Genomic DNA, 20,415 nt, shown 5'->3' with positions numbered 1-20,415 from the left:
TTAGAAGCAAAAGCCAAAGCAACGGCAACGGCAACGGCAACGGCAACGGCAACGGCAACGGCAACGGCAACGGCAACGGCAACGGCAACGGCATCTTGGGCTTAAACTGTAGCTCCAGTTCCAGGACGAATCTAATAGATGGGCATTGAAGGCCCGGTAGGCGGTAGCAATCCCCCCGCCCCAGCATTACCCTCGCCCCACCCAATCGGCTCATCAGCAGGCACCCGCATGGCCTTCACCAGTGACTCCTTGACGATCTTCCTGGCCGTGCTGGAGGCCGGGTCTTTTTCCGCTGCAGCGCGCAAGCTGGGCCGGGTGCCATCCGCGATCAGCATGGCCATCGCGCAACTGGAGGCAGAACTGGACCTGCCGCTGTTCGACCGTACCACCCGCAAAGCCTTACCCACCAGCGCAGCGCTGGCGCTGGAGTCGCAGGCCAGGCAGGTGATCTGCCAGCTGAACCTGCTCGATGCTCAGGCCCTGCAACTGCATCAAGGGTTGGAAAAACGCCTGACCATCGCCATGGCACCCGAACTGCAAACAGGGCCCTGGAGCCAACCACTACACGCCTTGGCGCAGGCCTTTCCTGGCCTGGAAGTGGAGGTGCGCTCGGCCAGCCAGCGCGAGGCCATCCGCTTGCTGCATGACGGTACCGTGCAACTGGCACTGGTCTTCGAACGCCCAGGTATCGATGAGCGTGAGTCGTTTCTCGAAGCCGGCAGTCAGCTACTGGTGGCAGTCGCCTCCCCCCGTCACCCCGCCGGCATGCAGGGCGCCTTGCCCCTGCCCGAAGAGACCTTCGCCGAACAGCGGCAGATCATCGTCGCCTCCGGCAACCCCACCGGCTCCGACCCGCGCATGGTGCTGTCCCGGCGCATCTGGCTGACCGATAGCTACCTGGCCACACTGGAGCTGGTGCACTCAGGCCTTGGCTGGGCCTATCTGCCGCAGCCCCTGGTCGAGCCGCTCATCGCCTCGGGCGCGCTGGCTGAGGTGCGCTTTGACAACATGGCCAGTCGCCTGCGCCTGTGGGTGGACATCATCTGGATCAAGCCTCGACCCTTGGGCCTCGGCGCACGGCACTACCTGGACAGCGTCCGCAAGCTATTCGAAAAGGACCCGCCCAGGGCCTGAGCCAGGCCGCTCACTGCACCGGGGCGAGCAATCGGTACCCTACCCCTGCCTCGGTGGCGATGAAGCGCGGCGCCATCGGGTCATCGCCAAGCTTCTGCCGCAGGTGCCCGACCACGATGCGCAAATAATGCGTGTCACCCACATGGGTTGGCCCCCAGATGTCCTTGAGCAGTTGCTGCTGAGTGATAACGCGCCCGGGATGGCTCGCAAGTTGCGCCAACAGTGCATATTCCTTGCGGGTCAAGGTCACATCGGTGTCTTCCAGGGTCACGCGTCGCAAGGCAAGATCGACGGTCAGCGGTCCGATGCTGATGCGGGCCGGTGCGCTGCCCCTCTGCGGCACCTGCCTGAGCAGGGCACGAACGCGTGCAAGAAACTCCTGAATGCCAAACGGCTTGGTCACATAGTCATTGGCGCCGGCGTCCAGGGCGTCGACCTTCTGTACTTCGCTGGCGCGTACTGATAAGACCATCACCGGCACCGTGCTCCACTGGCGCAGTTCGCGCAGCACCTGCTGCCCGTCCATGTCCGGCAGGCCAAGGTCGAGGACCACTAGGTCAGGCTTACCCAAGGCAGCCTGCGCCAGCCCCTGGGTGCCGTTCTCCGCTTCAAGAATTTTATAGCCCTGGGAAGCCAGGCTGATGCGCAGGAATTTGCGGATCTGAGGCTCGTCATCGATGACCAGCAAGGTGGCGGTCTGGCTCATGGCACGTCGCTTCCAGTGTCCGGTTGGGTAGGCAGCGGCAAGCATAAGGTCATGCAGGTGCCAACACCATCGATGCCCTCGCCAACCCTGACCTGACCGCCATGGGCCCCGACCATGCCCTGGCAGATCGCCAAGCCCAGGCCCGTGCCCTGGCCACCGCGATCACCGCGTGCAGCGGTGTAGAACATGTCGAAGACCTTGTCCCGGTCCGCCAGGGCGATGCCAGGGCCTTCATCGCTGACGGCGATATGCAGCTGCTGGTCGTGCACCGTCACCTCGACACGCAGGCGCCCCTGAGCAGGCGAAAACCGTGCGGCGTTCTCAAGCACGTTGACCAGGGCCTGTTCGATCAACGCGGCATGCACGAACAGCAGTGGCAAGTTGGCCGGCACCTGGGTATCGAGGTTCAGGGGTGCCAGCACGGCCCGCAGTCGATGCAGCGCGCTGCCCACGATGTCGGCAGGCGCTACCCAGTCGCGGGCCAGTTTGAGACTGCCGTGCCCCAAGCGGGTCATGTCCAGCAGGTTCTGGATATAGCGGTCCAACCGCTCGGCTTCGTCGCGGGTGCCTTCAAGCAGCTCACGTCGGTCCGATTCGGCAATGGCCTCGCCCAACGCCAGCAAGCTGTCGATGCTGCCGCGCATGGACGTGAGCGGCGTGCGCAAGTCGTGGGATACGGAGGCCAGCAATGCACTGCGCAGCTGTTCGGTCTCGCCGTGCAGACGCGCCGCCTCCAACTGCTCGGACAGCTGTGCCCGGGCCAGGGCCTGGGCCACTGGCTGCGCCAAGCCACGCAGCAATCGCCGCTCGGGGCCACTGAGCGCCTGGCCTGCGCACTGAGCCACGCCCATCAAGGCCAAAGGCTGGCTGTCCACGGTCAAGGGCCACCACCACCAACGCCCTTCGGGCAGTGTATCGCTACCAAATCCGGCCGCCTGATCGTGCTGCCAGGCCCACTGCGCCGCTGCGCGCTCGTTGTCGGTAAAAGAAGTGGGGTCGCCGCTGGCTACGTGCAGTTGGCCATGCTCGTCGCGCTGCAGGATGCAGACCTGCAAGCCAAGCCGGCCATCGAGGTGCTGGTGCGCAGCCTCCAGCACCGCCTGACGGTCCGTGGCTCCGGTCAGGCGGCGAGACAGGTCCAGCAACTGGATGGTTTGCGCCTGGGTTTCACGCAGGGCCTGCAACTGACTGCGCTGGCGCGCGGCAAGGTTACCCGTGAGCGCGGCCATCAGCAGGAAAAACACCAGGGTCAGCACGTCCTCTTCGCGCTGGATACTCAGGGAAAAGTTGGGCGCAATGAACAGATAATCGTACGCCAGGAAGGACAGCATCGCACAAGCCAGGGCGGGCCCAAGGCTGGTGCGCACTGCCACCAGCAGCACCGCTGCCAGAAACACCAGGGAGATGTTGGGCAACGCCAGCACGCTGGTCACCGCCCAGGCCAGGCCCGCCGCCAGGACGGTCGCGGCCAGCGCCAACAGGTAATGTCGCCATGCCCACACATATCGGGCTGCGGGCTTGGGTGCCGAGCGCTGGACGTCGCGATCGAGCACATTGACCTCCAGACCATGACTGCCCCGCAGCAGCCGTGCAGCGACACCGGCGCCGAACAGTCGGCGGCGCCACCGGTCACGGGACTGCCCTACCAGTACCAGGCTGGCACGCCGCTCGCGGGCATGCTCGATCAGCGTACGAGCCACCTCCGCAGCGCGCAGCACGACCACCTCCCCACCCAGGCGCTCGGCCAGTTGCTGGGCGGCTTGTATTCGCTGGCGCCCGTTCTCGTCGTGCAGGCGCCCGTTGTCCACGTGGACCAGGCTCCAGGGCAAGTGCCGACGCTGCGCCACGCGGCTGGCATGACGCACCAGGCGCTCGGCCTGGTCGTCGCCATCTACCCCGACCAGCAAGCGCCCGCGCAGCGCTGGCGCTGCAGTGCCGCCCTGGCGATAGCCCTGGGCGGCGTCGGCATCGACCTGGGCGGCAGCGGCCTGCATGGCCAGCTCCCGCAGCACGCTGAGGTTGCGCTGGGAAAAGAATGCGTCGATGGCCGCCCGCGCTTGCTCAGGCACGTACACCTTGCCTTCGCGCAGCCGTTCGAGCAGGTCGCGTGGCGGCAGGTCCACCAGCAACAGATCGAACGCTTCGTGCACCACCCAGTCCGGCACCGTTTCACGCACCAAAACACCAGTGATGTCGCGCACTTTGTCGTTGAGGCTCTCCAGGTGCTGGACATTGACTGTGGTGTAGACGTCGATACCGGCGGCTAGAAGTTCCTGCACATCCTGCCAGCGCTTGGCGTGGCGGCTGCCCGGCGCGTTGCTGTGAGCCAGTTCGTCCACCAGCACAAGGCTGCCCGGGGTAGTGAGCACCCCATCCAGGTCCATTTCGTGCAGGGTCACGCCCCGGTAACGGGTGCGCAACAGCGGTTGCTGGGGCAGGTCCGCCAACAGGGCTTCGGTTTCGGCACGCCCGTGGGTTTCGACCACGCCTACCAGCACTTGGCGGCCCATGCGCTGCTGGGCATGGGCATGGGTGAGCATGGCGAAGGTCTTGCCGACACCGGGCGCGGCGCCAAGAAACACCTTCAGCCGCCCTCGCCCCGGCTTTGGGAAATCTGCCAGCAGCGCATCGGCGCGGTCGGAATCACTCATGGGGTTTCCTTCACAGCAAGGGTCACAGGCCCTGGCCCGAACGGCTCATCCTTTCCAGTGCCTGGTTCAGGGCCAGGACGTTGACCACCGCAGGGCCCACCAATGGGCGCAGCGTGGCGGCTTCGAGCAGACGCTGCAAGCGTTCGATGGGTAGATGTCGGGCGGCGGCTACCCGTGGCAACTGATAGGCCACGGCCAGCGGCGGCAGGTGTGGGTCCAGCCCACTGCCCGAGGTTGTGACCAGCGCCAGTGGGACCGGCCCCTGCTCTGGCTGGTGCAGCGCGGCTGCCTGTGCCTGAACACGCTGCATCAAGGCTGGGTTGCCAGGGGCAAGGTTGCTGGCGCTGCTGGCCACGGTCGCGAAATCACCTGCCGAGGGACGGGAATGAAACCAACCGTCACCCTCGAAGCGCTGGGCGATCAAGGCAGAGCCGCGCACGCGACCCTGCTCGTCTTGCACCAGGCTACCATTGGCTTGGTAGGGGAACGCCACCTGGGCAATACCGGTGACTGCCAGGGGGTACAGCGCACCTGTCAGGAAGGTCATCGACAGAACCAGGCTCAGAGCCGGGCGTAGGTATGCAGTCATGATGGCCTCCTCAGACCAGGTGCAAGGCGTTGAGCAGCAGGTCGATGACCTTGATGCCGGCGAACGGTACGATGATGCCGCCCAGCCCGTAGATCAGCAGGTTGCGCCTGAGCAGCTGCGCAGCACTGGCAGCCTGTACCTGCACCCCACGCAAGGCCAACGGAATGAGCACGACGATAATCAGTGCGTTGAACACGATGGCCGACAGGATCGCGCTCTGCGGGCTTGCCAGCTGCATGACGTTGAGCACCCCCAGCTGCGGATAAATCACCGCGAACAACGCTGGCAGGATGGCGAAGTACTTGGCCACGTCGTTGGCGATGGAAAAGGTCGTCAACGCCCCACGGGTGATGAGCAGCGCCTTGCCAACCTGCACCACGTCCAACAGTTTGGTCGGGTCGCTGTCCAGATCGACCATGTTGGCCGCCTCCCGTGCAGCCTGGGTGCCATCGTTCATGGCCATACCCACATCCGCCTGGGCCAGAGCTGGCGCGTCGTTGGCACCATCGCCGCACATGGCCACCAGACGGCCGTCTTGCTGCTCCTGGCGAATGCGCGCCAGTTTTTTCTCCGGTGTTGCCTCTGCCAACACATCATCCACGCCCGCTTCGGCCGCGATGGCGGCTGCCGTGAGCGGGTTGTCGCCAGTGACCATGACGGTCCTGATACCCAGCTTGCGCAGTTCGGCAAAGCGTTCGCGAATGCCAGGCTTGACCACATCCTTGAGGTGAATCACGCCCAGCAGACGCTTGTCGAGGCACACCAGCAACGGCGTACCGCCTGACTGGGCAATGCGCTCTACCTCTCGGGCAAGGGCTGTCGGCATGTCCGCGCGCTGCATCTCGACGAAGGCAAGGAGCGCATCGACGGCGCCTTTTCGATAACGACGTGGCCCCAGGTCGATACCAGACAGGCGTGTCTGGGCCGTGAAGGCTACCGGTTGGTAGTGCCCGGCCGCCGGTTCGACGAAATCATGAAGCTGGTGCAGGTACTCGACGATCGACTTGCCCTCTGCCGTGTCATCGGCCAGCGAAGCCAGCAAGGCCCCCTCCCCCAGCTCACGGGCGGTCACACCGGGCGCGGCGTACAGTGCGCTGCAGCGGCGGTTACCGAAGGTGATGGTACCGGTCTTGTCCAGCATCAAGGTGTGCACGTCGCCTGCGGCTTCCACGGCGCGCCCTGAACGTGCGATGACGTTGAGGCGCACAAGGCGGTCCATGCCGGCGATGCCGATGGCAGAGAGCAAGCCGCCGATGGTGGTGGGAATGAGTGTGACGAGCAACGCGGCCAGAAAAATCAGCGGCAAGCTGCCCCCAGCGAAGTGAGCAAAGGGTTGCAGGGTCACCACCACAATCAGAAACACCAGGGTCAGGCCGATCAACAGCATGTCCAGGGCGATCTCGTTGGGCGTTTTCTGCCGGCGCGCGCCCTCGACCAGGGCGATCATACGGTCCAGGGTGGAGTCACCGGGGTTGCTGGCGATGCGGATCAGCAGCCAGTCCGACACCAGACGGGTATTGCCGGTCACCGCCGAACGATCGCCGCCTGACTCCCGAATGACGGGCGCAGATTCCCCGGTGATGGCTGCCTCGTTGACGGCAGCGATACCTTCTATCACCTCGGCGTCGGCGGGGATCATCTCGCCAGCCTCCACCCGGACTACATCACCCTTGCGCAGGGATACAGCCGGCACGTTGTCGAAGCTGCCATCCGGATTGCGACGCCTGGCCGAGAGCCCCTGGCTGCCGGCTTTGAGGCTGTCGGCTCGGGCTTTACCCCGGCCTTCGGCCAGGGCCTCGGCGAAGTTGGCGAACAGCACGGTGAACCACAGCCAGGCTGCGATCTGCACCGCAACGCCTGGGGTGACGCCATTGGCCGGGGCCAGGCACAGCACGGTGGTCAGTAAGGCCGTAATGGCCACCACCAGCATGACCGGTGAGCGTATGAGTTGACGTGGATCGAGCTTGAGCAACGCCTGCAGCAACGCTGGCCGCCACAGCGCGGCCAGCCGCGTCCGGGCTGCTGCGTCTGGTTGGGCCTTGATCTCTGGAATGGGCATGTTCATGGTCATCTCTCAATAGGCCTGGCTCAAATGGTCGGCAATCGGCCCCAAGGCCAAGGTCGGCAGGAAGGTCAGCCCGCCTACCAGCAGGATGGTCAGCAGCAGCAGGAGGGTGAACAGTGGCCCTTGGGTGGGAAAGCTGTTGGGGCCTTGAGGTGCCTGTGGCTTGGCTGCCAGGCTCCCAGCCAGCGCCAGGACAGGCAGGATGTAACCGAAACGGCCGATCAGCATCGCCAGACCGATCATGAGGTTGTGAAACACCGTGTTGGCGCCAAAGCCTGCGAAGGCCGACCCGTTATTGGCGGCCCCGGAGGTATAGGCATAAAGCAACTGACTGAAGCCATGGGCGCCAGGGTTGCTCACCGCTGTGGCCGGCCCTGGCAGGCTGGCAGCGACGGCGGCCAGTACCAGCACGCCGACCGGCATCACCAGCAACGTCGCCACCAGCAGCTGTACCTCGCGGGCTTGAAGCTTCTTGCCCAGGTACTCCGGCGTGCGGCCGATCATCAGCCCGCACAGGAACACTGCGATCAGCACGAACAGCAACATGCCGTACAGGCCTGCCCCGACGCCGCCGAAGATGACTTCGCCGACCATCATGTTGACCATGGCCACCATGCCTGTCAGTGGGTTGAGGCTGTCGTGCATGGCATTGACCGAACCGTTGGAGGCTGCCGTGGTAGTGACTGTCCACAACACCGAACCCGTGGTACCGAAGCGACTTTCCTTGCCTTCCAGAGGGGCTGCCTGCTCCACCTCGCTGACGTGCAGCGCCGGGTTGGGCTGGTGTTCGGACCACAAAGCCGATGCGCCGCCGACCAGAAACAATGCAAGCATGCAGGCCACAATGGCGCGGCTCTGGCGCAGGTCTTTCACGTAATGGCCGAACATGAACACCAGCGCCACGGGAATCAGGATGATCGCCGACACCTCGAACAGGTTGCTCCACGCTGTCGGGTTTTCAAACGGATGCGCCGAGTTGACGCCGAAGAAGCCACCGCCGTTGGTACCCAGTTGCTTGATCGCAATCTGGCTGGCTGCCGGGCCGAGCGGGATCAGCTGCTCGGCCCCTTGCAATGTCAGGGCATGGGCATAGTCGCCGAAGGTCTGGGGCACGCCCTGCCACACCAACAGCAGCGCCAGTAGCAGGGACAGGGGTAACAGCCCATAAAGCGTGGCCCGGGTCATGTCCACCCAGAAATTACCCAAGGCCGCACTGCTGCGACGGGCGATACCACGGCACAAGGCTACCAGCACGGCCAGGCCCGTGGCCGCACTGATGAAGTTCTGCACGGTCAGGCCGAGCATCTGGTTCAGGTAGCTGATGGAGGCCTCGCCACTGTAGGCCTGCCAGTTGGTGTTGGTCACGAAGCTGACCGCGGTATTGAAGGCCAGCGACCACTCAAGGCCGGGTAAGCGCTGCGGATTCAATGGCAGAAGGCCTTGGGCCAACAGCGCGCCAAACAGCAGCAGGAACCCAACCAAATTGAAGATCAAAAGCGCCAGGGCATAGTGGCGCCAGCCCTGCTGCTGCGATGGGCAGACCCCGGCCACCCGATAGCAGGCATTTTCGATCGGTCCCAGTAATGGCGTAAGCCAGGTGCGCCGGCCTTCCATGACATTGAAGTAGAACCTTCCCAGCCAAGGGGCCGGTAGCAGGACAATGGCGAAGAAGGCCATCAGCAAGGCGATATCGTAGGCGTGCATTGGCGCCCCCTTAGCTGCGATCGGCGCGTAGTAGCGCCGTCAGCAGGTACACCGCCATGGCCACCGCGATCAGCAGTGACAACCCTTCGAGCAAGTTCATGAATCAATCCCCGTTGATGCGGCTGCGGCCGCTTTATGGGGATTTTCGGTCAGGCCAGCGTAAAGGCTCGAGATCGTGGGGGCAGGCCTGGCATAAAGAACACGTAAAGAAACATGCTCGACCAGGCGGCAGGCCTAGGCAGTCGGGGTAGGCTGCACGTTGCGACTCCAGTCCAGCAGCAGGCTGTAGCCGATGGCCAGTAACGTCGGGCCGATGAACAGGCCGATGAAGCCGAAGGCAATCAGGCCGCCGAACACGCCGAGCAACACGATCACGAGCGGTAAGTCGCCGCCACGGCTGATCAGGTAGGGCTTGAGCACGTTGTCCACGCCACTGATCACGAAGGTGCCCCAGATACCCATGAAGATCGCCATGCCGTAGTCACCCTTCCAGATCAGCCAGCCGGTCACCGGCAGCCAGGCCAGCGGCGGGCCCATGGGGATCAGGCTGAGCATGAAGGTGATCAAACCAAGCACGATGGCACCCGGCACGCCTGCGATGAGAAAGCCGATCAACGCGAGCAGGGCTTGCGCCGCCGCCGTACCGATCACGCCATTGACCACCCGTTGTACCGTGCCGGCCACCAGGTTCAGGTAATACTCGGCGCGCTCGCCGGTCAGCCGGTGCAGCAGCCGAAGCACGAACGCCGAGAGCCGCGGCCCGTCGCGGTAGAAGAAGAACACGAAGACCAGGCTCAGGGTGAGTTCCAGCACGCCACTTCCGATCTGCGCGCTGCGGGCCAGGAGCCAGTTGCCCACCTGCCCCAAGTAGGGTTTGACCGATGCCAGCAGCGCGGCGCCCTGCTGGTCCAGCGACGACCACCAGCTGGCCATGCGTTCGCCTACCAACGGGATGTCGACCAGCCACAAAGGCGCATCCGGCAGGCCATCGACCTGCACATCACGCACGAACAAGGTCGCATCACGAATGTGGTCGGCCAGGTTGAAGCCCAGCCAGACCAAGGGCAGCGCCACGATGAGGATCCAGGCGCTGGTCAACAATCCGGCGGCAAGGGTTTCGCGCCCACCCAGCACGCGGGTCAGGAACCGCATCAAGGGCCAGCTGGCGAATGCGAGGATGGCGCCCCACAGCAGCGCCGAAATGAAGGGGGCCATGACCCATAGGCCGGCGCCTAGCAATGCCAGCAAAAGGATCTGGATCAGCAGGCGATCATTGTCAACCATGGTCTTGCCCGTCAACGGATCAGTTCGAGGTGCAGGCCATCGGTCGGCGAATCGCCGAGCTCCAGGCGAGCGCTGCGTACACCGGCCTTTATCAGTGCTTCACGCCAGGCCTCGGCCTGGGCACCGCTCAGGGTGGCGCGCAAGGTGCTGTCCAGATTGAGGCTGCGTGCAAGCAGGGTTGCCCAAGCCGGCTGCGGCTCGCTCAGATCAGGATAATCGAGCTTGCCGGTGTCACGCATTTCACGCAGCACGGTTGCAGCAGTAGGCAGCAGTTCACCCAACGGGCTGGCGGCGACGAACTCCTCCACATGCAGGTAGGCCCGGCGATTACCACGGGTCACGCTGTAGAGTGCGACCAACGTATCGGCCTGCTCGGCAGAGCGGCGCAGCAGGATGAACGCCTGGCGCTCATCGCCACCATTGAGCCGAGCATTGGCAAAGACATCGTTGGCCCACAGGCTAGCCTCGCCACAGTCGCGGCCCTGGCACCAGAACAACGGATACCCGCCGTCTTGCTGCAAGGCCTCGCGCGCGCGCGTGAAAGCCTCCCGCGCGGAGCGCTCAACCGGCAGCTCATAGGTGGTGGAACTGACCTGGCCACGGCTCTCTACTTTATCCTCCACCCGCAGGCGGCCGCTAATCTTGCGCAGTGGCCCCAATGGATAGACGCGCTCCTGCTCCACAGCCGGGCGCTGATCGACAACCTTGGCGTCCACTGGCACTGGCAGGCTGCCGGCCCAGAGCGTGGTGCTGGCAAGCAGCGCGCTGACGGCCAACAGGCAACGCAAGGCGGCAGGCGCATTCATAGGCGGCCCACGCGGCGCTCGGCGTCAAGGTGAAGCATGTACATGTCTGGCAATTGCATGGTTGTCTCCCTGATCAACCCGCCAAGCCTCGACACTTGTCCGGTGCAAGTCAAGCAAAGCCAAAGAAGCGATTGAAACAGTCTGCTACAAGCGTTGCGCCCTGCTCATCGTTCAGGTGCAGGTGATGGCCACCGGGCAAGGTCACCTGTTCAAAGGGTAGCTGCTCAAGCAACCCCTCGCGACGCGCCAGCATACCCTGCGCTGCCACCACCAGGCAGCCGGGGCACTTGACGTGCCGCACGTAGGCCATCGCCTGGGCTTGCGTCAGGCGCATCGGCGAGGGCAAGGTCAGGCGACTGTCGCTGCGCCAGCTGTAGCCACCGGCCACGGGCATCAGCCCACGCTGGGCCAGCAGCTCGGCCGCTTCGCGGCTCACCGCGACCATGCCCTTCATGCGTGCCTCCACGCCTTGGTCCTGGGTGCTGTACACCGACTTGCGCTTGGTATCGAGGCGCATCTGGGCGCGCAGCGCCATCCCCAGCTGCTCGGCAGCATCCTGCTCCTCACCGGTAGGCGGGATGAGGCCATCGATGAGCGCCAGGTGGCTGACACGCTCGGGCAATGCGGCGGCCAGTTGCACGCTGATGATAGCGCCCAGTGAATGCCCCAGCAGGGCGAAGCGCTCCCAGTCAAGTTGCTCGGCTGCGCGCACGATGTCGTAGGCGTAGTCGGCCAGCGCGTAGCCGGCACCCGGCGGACGATGTTGCGAATGGCCATGACCGGCCATGTCCAAGGCCACGATGCGCAGGCCCCGAAGGCGGGGCGCCAGGCGCGCGAAGCTGTTGGCGTTGTCCAGCCAGCCGTGCAATGCGATCACCGGCAGGCCGTCCTCGGGGCCGAACACGTGGCCGGCCAGCTCGATATGGCCAAGGTTCAAGCGTATGTCTTCGACCTGGATATTCATGCCTGACCCCACCGATCGAACAGGCCCTTGATCAGGCTGGCGGTATCTTCCGGGTGCTCAAGCGGGAACATGTGGCCACCCGGAACGCTGTGATATTCCCCCTTCGGCATGCCCCGCACCGCCAAGGCATGATGACGACGCACCACGGTACTGGCCTGACCACGGACCATGGCCAGCGGCAGGTGCAACTGCTGAACAGGCGCAGGGCTCAGGTGGGGTACGTTGCGATAGATGCTGATTTCGATAGCAGGATCGAAGCGCAGGCACAGCGCGTGCTGATGCTCGTGCAGGCCATGCTCGACGTAGGCATCCAGGCAGTCGGGGTCGAAGTGGCGGAACAGTGATCGGCTGGCGAAATAGGAACGGGCACTGAGCCGATCTTCGAATTCGGCGCGCCGACCTAGCGTCCGGCCGGCCGGGGTAATGCGGTCGATCAAGCCCAGGTGCTTGGCAGCGCGCAGCAGCCACTGGTCTGCGCGGGTCAGCACGGGCGAGTCGAGCATGACCACGCCCCGGTAGAGCTCAGGTCGCCGCAGGGCGGCATGCAAATGCAGAACACCCCCTAACGAATGTCCCACACCCCATACGGGGCCTGGCTGCTGCTCAAGGTGGTACAACAGCTCGTCCACCAGGCTCTGCCAGTTGGCGTCTACCGGAAAGCGCGGATCGTGGCCGTGCTGGGGCAAGCTCTGCACAGAGTAGTCCGGCGCCAGGGCGGCGAACAACTTGCCGTAGGTTGCCGACGGAAACCCATTGGCATGGGCAAAGAATATCGGTTGCGGCATGGTGGGCTTCCGGGCGCAGAGAGTGGCCCATTGTGGTTGTCCACCAAGCCCCAGGCAACGTTCGGAAAGGTCATCGGCAAGGGCGATCAGGTCAGGCCGATCGATCAAAGCTACCCAGCGAGCGGCGCAGACACGCCTTGATGAAGGCTTGCTGGCTTTCCAGCGCCTCGCGCGCCAGACGCTGGTCTTCAGCGTCAAGATCCAATCTGCGCAGCGCCAGGCAGCTGGTTTGTATCAGGTGGGCAACGCGGGTGCAGGCTAGCTGCAAGGCAAGCAGTTCCTGCTCGGCCTGCTGGCGTCGACCTTCCTCAAGCGCCGTGTTCGCCTCGATCTTGCGCAGCAGGTGGTAGAACTTGGCGTCGGCGGCCTCCCGCAGCAAGCTGTGCTGGGCGTGGTCCAGGGCGATGCCTTGCTCGACCTTCTCCGTGGTGGTTTGCAGGTTCAGCGAGCACAACAATTTCAACATTTCGCCCGTCATCGACCCAACCTTATGCCTGTTCTTTGTGACTAAGCTAGCAAGTCGCAATCGATTGAAACAACTAACAAAAATGCCAGTTGCCTCCATTGCAAACCTGTATGACGTAGCCAGCGCAGGCAATCAGCAGGACATGTGCAAGGCGCGCAGCGACATCAATCCCGCCAAGGGCCAATCCCCTTCTAGCTCCGCTAGGCTTGCCGTGCCCATGGCGGCCGGCCGCTGCAGGTGACCGTGCTCGAGCAACCCGACTAGGTGGCCGACCAACGGCTGGTGGCTGACCAGCAGCACGTGATCCAGACCAAGGCGTTCAATCTGGCCGATCGTGTGTTGCACATCGCTCTCGGGCATCAGCCACGGCACCGTGCGTACCGGCTCGCTAAACCCCAATGCCTCATGGACCAACGCAGCGCTCTGCTGCGCCCGAACATAAGGGCTGGCAATGATCGCCTGCAGTGGCTTGCCTGCCAGGTGTGCAGCGCTGTGCAGAACCTGCTCGTGACCGCGCGCGGTCAAGCGCCGCTCGGCATCGCGGGTGGCTCGCGGCTCGGCTTCACCGTGGCGCAACACCCACAGGTTCACAGCTTGGGCTCTCGGTCAGGTTCAGCAGGCGCAGGCGCGCGCGCCACATGGGGCGCCTCGCCGTCCGCCGGGCGTGGTGCTGGCCAATCGGCAAACGGCCAGGGCTTCTGATCGGTATGGAAGGTGCCGAAACGTCCGATCTGAGCCAGGTACTGGCTCAGGCTATCGCCAACGTCCATCACGCTGGCGCTGGGCGCACCGTAGATCAGTCGATAGATCAACTGGACTACTACCAGACCGGCCAGCAGCAACTCGGCCAATTGCCAGACCACCAGGAAAACCAGCATCCAGACCACGCGCAGGATCAGGGACTCGCGCTGGGCATGTTCAGGGGTATCGTTCATGTGTCGCTCCTTGCCGTTTGCCAGGGTTATCAGGGTTCAGTTGAAGCCGCTGGTGGAAATGAAATCGACATCGGTCTTCGGCTCGGCGCTCATCAGGTGCTCGATCACCTGATTCAACGTGCGGCCTTCGAACAGGATGGCATGCAGGCCGGCGACCAGGGGCATGTACACCTGCGCCTGCTGGGCCTTGGCCTTGAGTACCTTGAGGGTGTTGACGCCCTCTGCCACTTCCCCCAGCCGACTCACCGCCTCATCCAGGCTCAGCCCTTGGCCGAGCGCGTAGCCCACCTGGTAGTTACGACTCTTGGGTGAGGAGCAGGTGACGATCAGGTCGCCCACGCCGGCCAGGCCCAGGAAGGTCATGGGGTTGGCGCCCTGACTGACTGCAAAGCGGGTCATCTCGGCCAGTGCGCGGGTGATCAGCATGCTCTTGGTGTTCTCGCCCATGCCCAGCGCCACGGCCATGCCAGCGATGATGGCGTAGACGTTCTTCAGGGCGCCACCGAGTTCCACGCCAAAACGGTCACTGCTGGCATACACGCGGAAGGTCCTGCCATGCAGCACAGCCTGCACCTGTTGGCACAGGCGCTCGTCTTCGCTGGCCACCACAGTGGCAGTCAGGGCGTGCTCGGCAATTTCCCGGGCAAGGTTGGGCCCGGAGAGCACACCTATGCGCGCCTGCGGGGCGATCTCCTCGACGATCTGGCTCATCAGCTTGAACGTCTGGGCCTCGATCCCTTTGGTGAGGCTGACCAGTCCTTTGCCACGCAGCAGGTCGGCATGTGGCGCCAATACGCTACGCAAGGCACTGGAGGGCAAGGCCACGAAAATCAGGTCGCACGCCTGGAGCGTGGCCAGCAGGTCATTGACCGGCTCTACCCCCTCGTGCAGCCCAATGCCCTTGAGGTAGCGCGGGTTCTCGCGATGCTCACGCATCGCCTGGGCCTGTGCCGGGTCGCGCATCCATTGGCGCACGGGCACACCGTTCTGTGCCAGCAGGTTTGCCACGGCCGTGCCGAAGCTGCCGCCGCCCAGAACTGCAACAGGTTGCTGATCAGTCATATCCAATCCGTTAACACCTAAAATAAATGGCGACCGGCGCATTATACGGGTCACCTGCCCTGCGCCAAGGCCGGTCGGGCATTGCTCGCCCAGGCCAGGTGCATGCCCACTGATCGGCCAGCATCAATACCGCCGCAGATCACTGGCAAAACGGCAAAGTTCATTTACCATGCCGGCTTACCCACGATACAAGGCCGCTCCGTGCTCCCTGGCTCGCCTCCCTACCCGCGGCTGTTGCTGTTGACCGCCCTGCTCGGTGCACCTGCGCTGGCAGATGACTTGTTCATCGACAACAGCGACCTGCCACAGGTTTTGACTGCAACACGCCTCAAACAATCCCCGGCTGCGGTGCCAGGGAGCATGACCGTGCTCGACGGCGCCTTGATCCGGGCCAGCGGCGCGCGTGACATCCCCGAGCTGCTCAGGCTCGTGCCAGGGATGATGGTGGGCTATTTGGCTGGCAATCAACCGACCGTCAATTACCACGGCAGCAACGTCAACGAAGCGCGCCGCATGCAGGTGCTGATCGACGGCCGCTCGGTGTATCGGGCCGGGCTGGCGACGGTAGACTGGAGCGATATCCCGCTGGCGCTGGAAGACATCGACCGAATCGAGGTGTTCAGAGGGCCGAACACGGTCAGCTATGGCGCCAATGCCCTGATGGCCGTGGTGAACATCCTCACCCGCAATCCTGCCGACAGCCACGGCACGCGCCTGAAAGTCACGCGCGGGCAAAACGGCATCGACGACTTCTATGCCAGCCAGGGCTTTGGCTGGGACAACGGCGATATGCGTCTGTCCATCTCGGGCCTGCAGGATGATGGGTTCGACCATGACCAGTTCGGCCAGCACTACCGTGACAGCCGCCGCGCCACACGTTTGAACCTGAGCGCCAGCCATGCCCTGGCGCAGGACCAGACACTGGACTGGCAACTGGCCGCCAAAGAAGGCACCAACCAGCGGCCCTATACCTACCAGCCAGTGTTCCCGTTCGTGACCCAGCGCGGCAAGGATGCCGACGTCAAGTCCATGGACTATGCAGGCTCGGTGCGCTGGAACATCGACTTTGCCGCTGAACACAGCCTGTACGTCCAGGGTTCGGCGCAGCACTTCGACCGCCAGCAAGTGTGGCGGGCCTGCGACGCGGCGTTGTCCTTCAGCCCTGAACTCACCCGCCTCTGGCAAATGAACCCCAATTACGCCGAACGGGTAGCCCGCGGCGCGAACAATCCGCCCCCTAGCAGCAACCCTCAGGAGCAGGCCCTGGTCGATGCGATCAAGGAGCAGTGGAACAACCAGGGCGGCAGTGACGTGGTGTGCGGCGATGTCGACCAGAGCACGCGTGAAACCCGCTATGACCTGGAAATCCAGGACACCTACAGCCTGACCGACAGTCTGCGCCTGCTCAGCGGCATGAACTATCGCTATGATCGTGCCGACTCGCAGACCTACTTCAATGGCAGCGTGGACGATCAGACCTGGCGGCTTTTCGGGCAACTGGAGTGGCGAGCCGACGAGCACTGGATCGTGCAGGGCGGCGCCATGTTCGAGGATTCGCGGCTCTCTGGCAGCTCGCTTACCCCACGGTTGGCGATCAATTACCTGATCACTCCGCGCCATGGCCTGCGCGCCGTCTATTCCGAGGCGGTACGTTCGCCTGACATGTTCGAAAACAACGTCAACTGGAGCTACACCGTCAAGAACCTGATGCCCTACGCCTTTGGCCAGCAGCATGGCGAATACTTCGTCAAGACCCGCGGCCCTGGTGACCTGGAGCAGGAGCACATGCGCTCGCGTGAGCTGGGCTACAACGGCTACTTCAGCGATCTGGACCTGAGCATGGACCTGAAGGTGTTCTTTGATGAGATCACCGGCATGATCAGCGAGCCGCTCAAGAACAACCAGTACATCGCCAGCAATGCGAACCGCGCGCGCTTCAGCGGCAGCGAGGCCCAATTCGATTGGCGCCCTACCCTGCGCGACCGGCTGCGGTTGACCTTCGCCCATGTCGACGCCTGGGCCAGCAATCCTGCCGACCGCAACCTCAGCGCCAGCAACAGCGGCTCAGTCGGCTGGATGAGGGACTGGGGCCACGGCTGGTCCAGTGGTGCTTTCTATTATGGAGACGATGCCCTCAATCAGTACCGCTACGAACGCCTGGACCTGCGCGTAGCCAAGCGTTGGCGCGTGTACGAGAGCAACCTGGAACTGGCAGCCCTGTGGCAGCAACGCCTGGATGATGAGCCCACCACGGCCGTGCAGAACCGCTACGACAGCCGGCATCGGCTGAGCCTGAGCGCGGAGCTGGAGTTCTGATGGTTCGGTTGCTGCGCCTGTTGGTGCTATGGCTGTGGCCATTGGGACAGTTGTCCGCTAGCGAAATCCTGCTGGTCGGCGCCCAGGACCAGCCGGGCATCCGCAGCTTCATCGCTGCCCTGGAAAGTCGACGCCCCAATGACCACGTGCATTTCCAGGCTGCCAGCGAGCTGCCTGCGCCGGGCCGGCTTGACCTGGACCTGCGCTTGGTGTTGCTGGACGATGAGGCACTGCAATGGCGCCTGTCGCAAACCGCCGGGCCACCGGCACTGGCCATGAGGGTCAGCCGGGTGCAGGTGGAACAGCGCCTGGGAAAGTCACGCCCCGGGTTTCTCACCTTGCTGTGGAGCGACCCGCCGCTGGATCGGCAACTGCGCTTGACCCGCTACCTGTTGCCGCAAGCCAGGCGCATCGGGGTGCTGTACGGTGAGCACAGTGGGTTTCTGCTGGATGAGCTGCGCCGTGCCGCGCAACCGCTTGGCCTGGAGATCGTGGCACAGGCTTGGCCCGACCCGCGTGACAGCCGCCCCTTGCAATACCTTCTGGGCAGCAGTGACGTGCTGCTCGGGCTCGATGATTCGGACCTGTACAATTCCAAGACAGCGAAAAACCTGTTGCTCAGCAGTTACGGCCGTCAAATGGCCCTGATCGGCCCCAATGCCGGATTCGTCCGTGCCGGCGCGCTGGCCAGCACCTTTAGCGACCAGCAAGATTGGCTGAGCGTGCTCGACAGCCTGCTCGGGCAATCGCCTGCGCGCTGGCCCCGCAGCCTCTACCCAGCTCATTTCGGGGTCAGCGGCAATCAGCAGGTGGCACGGGCGCTGGGCCTGGAGCCCATTGATCCCGACGCCGCTGCCCAAGCCCTGGCTGCTGGAGAGCGCACCCCATGACCAAGGGCCTGAACTGGGACATTCATACGCGCACACAGATCATTAGCCTAGGCCCGGCGCTGCTGCTGACGCTGCTTTTGATCAGCTTCTTCACGTTCGTGCGCATCCAGGATTTGCGTCAGGAGCTCAACCACACCGGCCAATTGATTGCCAACCAGCTTGCGCCCGCGTCCGAATACGGGGTCATCTCAGGCAACAATGAAGTGCTCGAAGGCCTGATGCGCGCCACCCTGAGCATTCCCCACGTGCGGTTTCTGGAGGTGCAGGACAGCCGCAACCATATTTTGGTGTACGTCGAGCAGTCTGACGAAAGCACCAACCGCGCCCAGCAGGTGGAGGTGTTTCAGGCGCCGATTCGTCTGCAACAGATTCGACTCGAAAGCGATTTCCTCCAGGAAGGCCTGGCGGCTGCCCCGGCTATTGGCGATGACTACCTGGGGCGGGTCATCGTCGGCATGTCGGACGATGCGTTCAGTCAGCGTCAGCAGGAGATCGTGATCAAGGCCGCCGTGCTGGCGTTGTTCGCACTGCTGTTCACCTTCCTGCTGGCTCGCCGCCTGGCCCTGAGCCTGGCCAAACCCATCAGCGACATGGGCCATGCCGTCAAGGCCATCCAGCAGGGTCACTACGATACGCCCGTTCCGGTGGTGGACGACAGCGAGCTGGGGCATCTGGCCCGGCACATCAATAATCTGGCCCGTGCGCTGGAGCAGGCCAGTACCGAGCAGAAGACAGCCATTGCCGAGCTGATCCAGGCTCGCGAAGAGGCCGAGCAGGCCAACCGCGCCAAGTCCGATTTCCTGGCCATGATGAGCCACGAGCTGCGCACACCGCTCAACGGTGTACTGGGCATGCTGCAATTGCTCGAAACCACCTCGATGAGCAGCGAGCAGGCCGACTACACCGCAGTGGCGAGCGAGTCGACGGGGCATCTGCTGCGGGTCATCAATGACATCCTCGATTTCTCGCGGATTGAACGGGCGGCCTTGCAGCTCGAGCACATCGACTTCAACCTCGGCGAGCTCATCACCCACTGCGTCCAGTCATTCCAGCATGCAGCGCAGCAACAAGGGCTGACGCTGGACTTGAGCCTGGCCGAGAACACCGCCCAGTTGCAGGTGAACGGCGACCCTACCCGGATCCGGCAGATTCTCCTGAACCTGATCGGTAATGCCCTGAAGTTCACCGAACAGGGACAGGTGCGGGTCGAGGCCCGTTGGCAGGTGATGGATGAGCAGCGCATCTGGCTGACATGCAGCGTGCAGGACACGGGGATCGGCATCGACAACGATCGCCTGGAGATGATGTTCGTCGCGTTCCAGCAGGCCGACAGCTCGATTTCCCGTCGCTACGGCGGCACCGGCTTGGGCCTGTCCATCGCGCGCACCCTGGCCGAACGCATGGGTGGGCACCTGCATGGCCAGAGCCTCGAAGGCCATGGCTCGACCTTTACGCTGGAGATGCCCCTGGCATTGCCAGCATTGACGCGCCGGGCCCGCCACGTTGCGCCGCCCGGCCAGCTTGCCTGGACCGAACCCACCAGGGTATTGCTGGTCGAAGACAATGCCGTCAACCAGAACGTCACCGAGGCCATGTTGCGCAGCCTGGGCGTTGAGGTGAGCACGGCCGATGACGGTCAGCAGGCCGTGGAGCAGGTCAGGCTGCAGCATTTCGCCGCCGTTTTCATGGACTGTGGCCTGCCCTACATGGACGGTTACGAGGCCACGCGTCAATTGCGCCTGCTGACAAACGGCGCGCACGTACCGATCATCGCCCTGACCGCCAATGCGTTGCAGGGTGACCGCGAACGGTGTATTGCCGCAGGGATGGATGACTACCTGAGCAAACCCCTGCGCCGCAGTGAATTGCAGCAGGTGCTGGCGCGCTGGCTGCCAGAACAGGCAACCGCGACTGGCGATAAATGCTAAAGTGCGGCAGTCTTAAACACTGGACAGGACTCCTTTCGGACCTGAAAATAGACATTTCAGTGCACACCTGTACTTCTTTCGACAGGTGCGCTGTGACTTTCACTACAACGCAATAGTCTACCTGTAGGCT

Annotated in this window: 18 protein-coding genes; 4 read left to right on the top strand and 14 right to left on the bottom strand. The window is 63.8% G+C overall.

What is annotated here, in order from left to right:
• Positions 1–228: 228 nt before the first annotated feature.
• Positions 229–1,134, top strand: a complete 906-nt coding sequence (locus FS777_RS20265; protein ID WP_145257347.1) for a LysR family transcriptional regulator — start codon at positions 229–231, stop codon at positions 1,132–1,134.
• Positions 1,135–1,144: 10 nt separating this feature from the next.
• On the opposite strand, the gene FS777_RS20260 is transcribed toward FS777_RS20265, so the two are convergent.
• The 14 genes from FS777_RS20260 to FS777_RS20195 form a co-directional block, all read right to left on the bottom strand.
• Positions 1,145–1,840 carry a response regulator gene (locus FS777_RS20260; protein WP_145257343.1) on the bottom strand — a complete coding sequence of 232 codons (696 nt, stop codon included), beginning with the start codon at positions 1,838–1,840 and terminating at the stop codon, positions 1,145–1,147.
• Entirely contained in the window at positions 1,837–4,491 is a 2,655-nt protein-coding gene (locus tag FS777_RS20255) for a sensor histidine kinase KdpD (RefSeq protein WP_145257339.1), read from the bottom strand. Before FS777_RS20255 ends, FS777_RS20260 begins: the two co-directional genes overlap by 4 nt.
• Positions 4,492–4,513: 22 nt before the next feature.
• Positions 4,514–5,080 (bottom strand): potassium-transporting ATPase subunit KdpC, encoded by a 567-nt coding sequence (kdpC, locus tag FS777_RS20250; RefSeq protein ID WP_100851920.1) that lies wholly within the window; start codon positions 5,078–5,080, stop codon positions 4,514–4,516.
• 10 nt (positions 5,081–5,090) lie between these two features.
• On the bottom strand, positions 5,091–7,145 hold the full coding sequence (kdpB, locus tag FS777_RS20245; protein WP_145257336.1) for a potassium-transporting ATPase subunit KdpB: 2,055 nt from the start codon (positions 7,143–7,145) through the stop codon (positions 5,091–5,093).
• Positions 7,146–7,154: 9 nt separating this feature from the next.
• Positions 7,155–8,849, bottom strand: a complete 1,695-nt coding sequence (gene kdpA / locus FS777_RS20240) for a potassium-transporting ATPase subunit KdpA (protein WP_145257333.1) — start codon at positions 8,847–8,849, stop codon at positions 7,155–7,157.
• A 10-nt stretch (positions 8,850–8,859) separates the two neighbouring features.
• Positions 8,860–8,949 (bottom strand): K(+)-transporting ATPase subunit F, encoded by a 90-nt coding sequence (gene kdpF / locus FS777_RS20235; RefSeq protein ID WP_058639621.1) that lies wholly within the window; start codon positions 8,947–8,949, stop codon positions 8,860–8,862.
• Positions 8,950–9,083: 134 nt separating this feature from the next.
• On the bottom strand, positions 9,084–10,133 hold the full coding sequence (locus FS777_RS20230; RefSeq protein ID WP_078479437.1) for an AI-2E family transporter: 1,050 nt from the start codon (positions 10,131–10,133) through the stop codon (positions 9,084–9,086).
• Positions 10,134–10,144: 11 nt separating this feature from the next.
• Positions 10,145–10,939 carry a DUF4892 domain-containing protein gene (locus FS777_RS20225; RefSeq protein WP_058602682.1) on the bottom strand — a complete coding sequence of 265 codons (795 nt, stop codon included), beginning with the start codon at positions 10,937–10,939 and terminating at the stop codon, positions 10,145–10,147.
• Between the two features lie 109 nt (positions 10,940–11,048).
• The gene (locus FS777_RS20220) at positions 11,049–11,903 is read right to left on the bottom strand and encodes an alpha/beta hydrolase (protein ID WP_145257330.1); all 855 of its coding nucleotides are present in this window, start codon (positions 11,901–11,903) and stop codon (positions 11,049–11,051) included.
• Complete coding sequence (locus FS777_RS20215; RefSeq protein WP_058639962.1) at positions 11,900–12,688, bottom strand: alpha/beta fold hydrolase; 789 nt, start codon at positions 12,686–12,688, stop codon at positions 11,900–11,902. Before FS777_RS20215 ends, FS777_RS20220 begins: the two co-directional genes overlap by 4 nt.
• A gap of 91 nt (positions 12,689–12,779) precedes the next feature.
• Complete coding sequence (locus tag FS777_RS20210) at positions 12,780–13,154, bottom strand: hypothetical protein (protein WP_145257327.1); 375 nt, start codon at positions 13,152–13,154, stop codon at positions 12,780–12,782.
• A gap of 132 nt (positions 13,155–13,286) precedes the next feature.
• A complete protein-coding gene (gene sixA / locus FS777_RS20205) occupies positions 13,287–13,745 on the bottom strand; it encodes a phosphohistidine phosphatase SixA (protein WP_078478820.1) in 459 nt (152 codons plus the stop codon).
• The gene (locus FS777_RS20200; RefSeq protein ID WP_058602678.1) at positions 13,742–14,089 is read right to left on the bottom strand and encodes a DUF4389 domain-containing protein; all 348 of its coding nucleotides are present in this window, start codon (positions 14,087–14,089) and stop codon (positions 13,742–13,744) included. The genes sixA and FS777_RS20200 overlap by 4 nt, the downstream gene beginning before the upstream one ends.
• Positions 14,090–14,125: 36 nt before the next feature.
• Entirely contained in the window at positions 14,126–15,151 is a 1,026-nt protein-coding gene (locus tag FS777_RS20195; protein ID WP_058602677.1) for an NAD(P)H-dependent glycerol-3-phosphate dehydrogenase, read from the bottom strand.
• 201 nt (positions 15,152–15,352) lie between these two features.
• Between FS777_RS20195 and FS777_RS20190 the strand changes: the two genes are divergently transcribed.
• Genes FS777_RS20190 through FS777_RS20180 form a run of 3 tightly spaced genes read left to right on the top strand, consistent with a single transcriptional unit; the run spans position 15,353 to position 20,285 of the window.
• A complete protein-coding gene (locus tag FS777_RS20190; protein ID WP_058639735.1) occupies positions 15,353–17,467 on the top strand; it encodes a TonB-dependent siderophore receptor in 2,115 nt (704 codons plus the stop codon).
• Positions 17,467–18,357: a hypothetical protein gene (locus tag FS777_RS20185; protein ID WP_058639736.1), complete on the top strand. Its 891-nt coding sequence runs from the start codon at positions 17,467–17,469 to the stop codon at positions 18,355–18,357. The genes FS777_RS20190 and FS777_RS20185 overlap by 1 nt, the downstream gene beginning before the upstream one ends.
• Positions 18,354–20,285 carry an ATP-binding protein gene (locus tag FS777_RS20180; RefSeq protein WP_145257324.1) on the top strand — a complete coding sequence of 644 codons (1,932 nt, stop codon included), beginning with the start codon at positions 18,354–18,356 and terminating at the stop codon, positions 20,283–20,285. The genes FS777_RS20185 and FS777_RS20180 overlap by 4 nt, the downstream gene beginning before the upstream one ends.
• The last annotated feature ends 130 nt before the right edge of the window (positions 20,286–20,415 follow it).

The organism is Pseudomonas sp. DE0157, from assembly GCF_007678615.1.
GTDB lineage: Bacteria > Pseudomonadota > Gammaproteobacteria > Pseudomonadales > Pseudomonadaceae > Aquipseudomonas > Aquipseudomonas parafulva_B.
The sequence above is the reverse complement of the archived record's forward strand: the minus strand, read 5'-3'. Positions and strand labels throughout refer to the sequence as shown.